Genomic DNA, 2857 nt, shown 5'->3' with positions numbered 1-2857 from the left:
CTGGTGAGACTAGTAAGGGAAGCGGATGTTGTTGATTGCCCCGTTGCTTGGCCACCCTGAGCAAAGGTTCGTAGGAACATTCCTGTTTGCGCCGTAGGTAGTGCCGACGTTAGTCGGCTCCCATCGCTGCCAAAGACCTCAGCCGACTAACGTCGGCACTACGATGCCTGCGAATATGTGCTATTCAGCATGACAGGCTGCTGGGGTGCCTAACAATTTCTGCTTCCCTAAAGACATCTTGGAGGCGCAGACTCCTAGGGTATGCTTGGGAGCAACGTTATCGTTTGGCCTTCGACGGAAACTTGCTGACATAGGGGCCATGAAGGTGCTATAATACCATTTACGATTGTAGATTGCAGATTGCAGATTGCCGAACATGGCGTCCCAATGGGCTTTCGCGTGCTTGATGATGCGGCATGTTCAAGGGTAATTGGTATGATCCATTTACGATTGTAGATTGCAGATTGCAGATTGCCGAACATGGCGTCCCAATGGGCTTTCGCGTGCTTGATCATGCGGCATGTTCAAGGGTAATTGGTATAATCCATAGGGGAAGGTTTTAGAGTACTTTACAGTCTGGAGGTATTCAGCGCATCCTGATGCTGCAAACCTACTTTCTACTTTCTAAGTTCTACTTTCTACTTTCTGTATCCTTCCCATGGATCTTTCAACAACACACTTGCAGCTTTACCGCATATGTGAGGAGCATCCAATGGACACAACCACGGCCAGCCGTCTGGCGGATCAGCTTAGCCAGATGCACAAACCGCTCTGTAAGCATGTCTCGGCACGTCTTCTGCAAGCCTATCCCGAGTTGACCCAGGCGTTGCGGATTGAAGAGAACTATTCGCCTGCCGACCGTCTGGCTCAGGTGGCGGTGGAGCGGCTCAATGAATTGGTACGCACCGTCCTGCTCTTTGAATTGCCTTCCATTGCTGACAATGAACTCTCATGGGCTGCTGGGGTGCTGCCACGCAGTGGGGTGACCTACCAACACCAGAGTACGATGGTGCGCTGGTTCTTTGAGGAGGCGCGTCGGCTGAACTTAACTCCGGCGGAACTGGAATTGACCTATGAGCTGGAGCGCCACTTTTTGGACGCCGTTGATCAGGCCTATCATAAAAGTCACCTCAACTGAGTGATGATAGGCGCTGCTCTAGTTCGCGCATCGCCGTTGTGAGTTGATCCTGGCGCAAGGCTGCGGTCATGTCGCCCCGCGTCCGTTCAAGTACTGCACGGAGCGCGTCGGTGGTACGCCGCAGCCCCCCTGTGACCGCTTCGGGGTAGTCTACGGTAATCAGGGCGCTGTAGACCTCGTCCATGATCTGGAGCAGCGCTTCGCCCCGTTCCACTTCGCCCCGGCGCAGGCCATCAAGAATGGCCCGCCGCAACTCACTGGCCGCCTCGGCCAGCCCATTGAGGTAGGCTGGCCCTTCAACCCCCAGGCTTGCCGCCGAGGGCGCTTCGCGCCCGGCGAGGAAGGCCAGCACCACATGGGCCTCGACAAACTCCTTGAGGGCGTCTTGGCTATAGCCCGCAAAACGAATATCGGGCTTTCCAGCCGTTGCGCTGTCAATCTGGGCGACAAAGACTGCCGCTTCGCCCAAGAGACGTTCGGCTTCGTCAAATTCACCACGGTGCGCCGCCCGAATAGTGTTGGCACACTGGCGAATCAAGGCCCGCGAAGCGCTCAGCGCCTGCTCGCGGGCACTATGGCTCGTTTCGATCTGTGCCATGCACGCGGCAACTAGCTCTTCGATCTTCATAGTGGCTCCTTTCCCCCGAAGAATCTTGTTTGTGCGTGTTGGCGGCGAAGCCGCCAACACGCACAAACAAGTAATACCAATTAGCTTTGAGCATGCCGCATTATCAAGCACGCGAAAGCCCATTGGAACGCCATGTTCGGCAATCTACAATCTGCAATCTGCAATCTACATGTGTTAGCGCCGCGAAATATAACTGCGTAGCTTAGGAATCAGGTGCGGCGGCCCAATGATAATGGGTTCACTCAGTTTGGATTGGGTCACTAGGGGTGGCACTTCAAGCGGCGCACCGCTCAAGCCAATGGTGACAGCACCAGCGGCCTGGAGCAAACTGAGCCCTGCGGCCAGATCCCAGAGGTTGGCTCGTCCGATCATGGCCCCAACTGCGCTACCCCGTGCAACGTAGCAGCAGTCGGCGGCAACACTGCTGAGACTGCGTATTTTGCCCGGAAAGTCCAGCTTGAACTGCCGGTGAGCATACGACGAGACCGCCATCCAGTCTTGACTATCAATCCGTTCGACGGTGCTGACATGAATGGGTTCATCGTTGCGAAAGGCTTGTCCTGCAGCATAGGCCCAGTAGCAATCTTCGATCAATGGTAGGAAAATAACGCCTAAGTAGGGTTGGCCGTAGCGCAAGATGCCAATCGAGACACCCCACGTCGGGAGGCCAGCAATGAAGGCGGCTGTACCATCAATTGGATCAAGACACCAGACAAACTCGTGGTCGGTGCTGATCCCGCCCTGCTCTTCACCGATGATGTCGTGATCGGGGTAGCGGGCGGCAATCCGCTCCCGCAGCATAATCTCAATCTCTCGATCGGCCTGAGTGACCGGGCTACGGTCGGCTTTGCGCTCAGGTGCCACGCGGTTAAAATAGCTCCGTGCTACATGCCCGGCCTCTGCCGCCCATGTACGAACTTCGTCAATGGCGATCACGCTCAACGGGTGACTCCTTGTTCTATGGGAGCGCGGGCCGCACTCCCGTTTTGGTATAATACCATTTACGATTGTAGATTGCAGATTGCAGATTGCCGAACATGGCGTTCCAATGGGCTTTAGCGTTCTTGATAATGCGGCATGTTCAAGGGTAA

Annotated in this window: 3 protein-coding genes; 1 reads left to right on the top strand and 2 read right to left on the bottom strand. The window is 55.4% G+C overall.

Going from position 1 to position 2857, the window contains the following annotated elements; translation table 11 throughout:
• Positions 1 to 712: 712 nt before the first annotated feature.
• Entirely contained in the window at positions 713 to 1138 is a 426-nt protein-coding gene (locus CJ255_RS21590; protein WP_097646140.1) for a hypothetical protein, read from the top strand.
• On the opposite strand, the gene CJ255_RS21585 is transcribed toward CJ255_RS21590, so the two are convergent.
• Together CJ255_RS21585 and CJ255_RS21580 are read right to left on the bottom strand one after the other, a co-directional pair.
• A complete protein-coding gene (locus CJ255_RS21585; RefSeq protein WP_097646139.1) occupies positions 1131 to 1766 on the bottom strand; it encodes a translin family protein in 636 nt (211 codons plus the stop codon). The genes CJ255_RS21590 and CJ255_RS21585 overlap by 8 nt on opposite strands.
• Before the next feature lie 174 nt (positions 1767 to 1940).
• The coding region (locus CJ255_RS21580; RefSeq protein WP_245863656.1) for an inositol monophosphatase family protein at positions 1941 to 2857 on the bottom strand (917 nt) is incomplete at its 5' end.

The sequence above is a fragment of the Candidatus Viridilinea mediisalina genome, from assembly GCF_002532535.1.
Classification (GTDB): Bacteria; Chloroflexota; Chloroflexia; order Chloroflexales; family Chloroflexaceae; genus Viridilinea; species Viridilinea mediisalina.
This window is presented reverse-complemented; position numbering and strand designations above follow the sequence as displayed.

Coding starts and splice junctions, on each gene's coding strand:
- CJ255_RS21590 (WP_097646140.1), top strand. CDS start 713: ATGGACACAACCACGGCCAGCCGTCTGGCGGATCAGCTTAGCCAGATG.
- CJ255_RS21585 (WP_097646139.1), bottom strand. CDS start 1,766: ATGAAGATCGAAGAGCTAGTTGCCGCGTGCATGGCACAGATCGAAACG.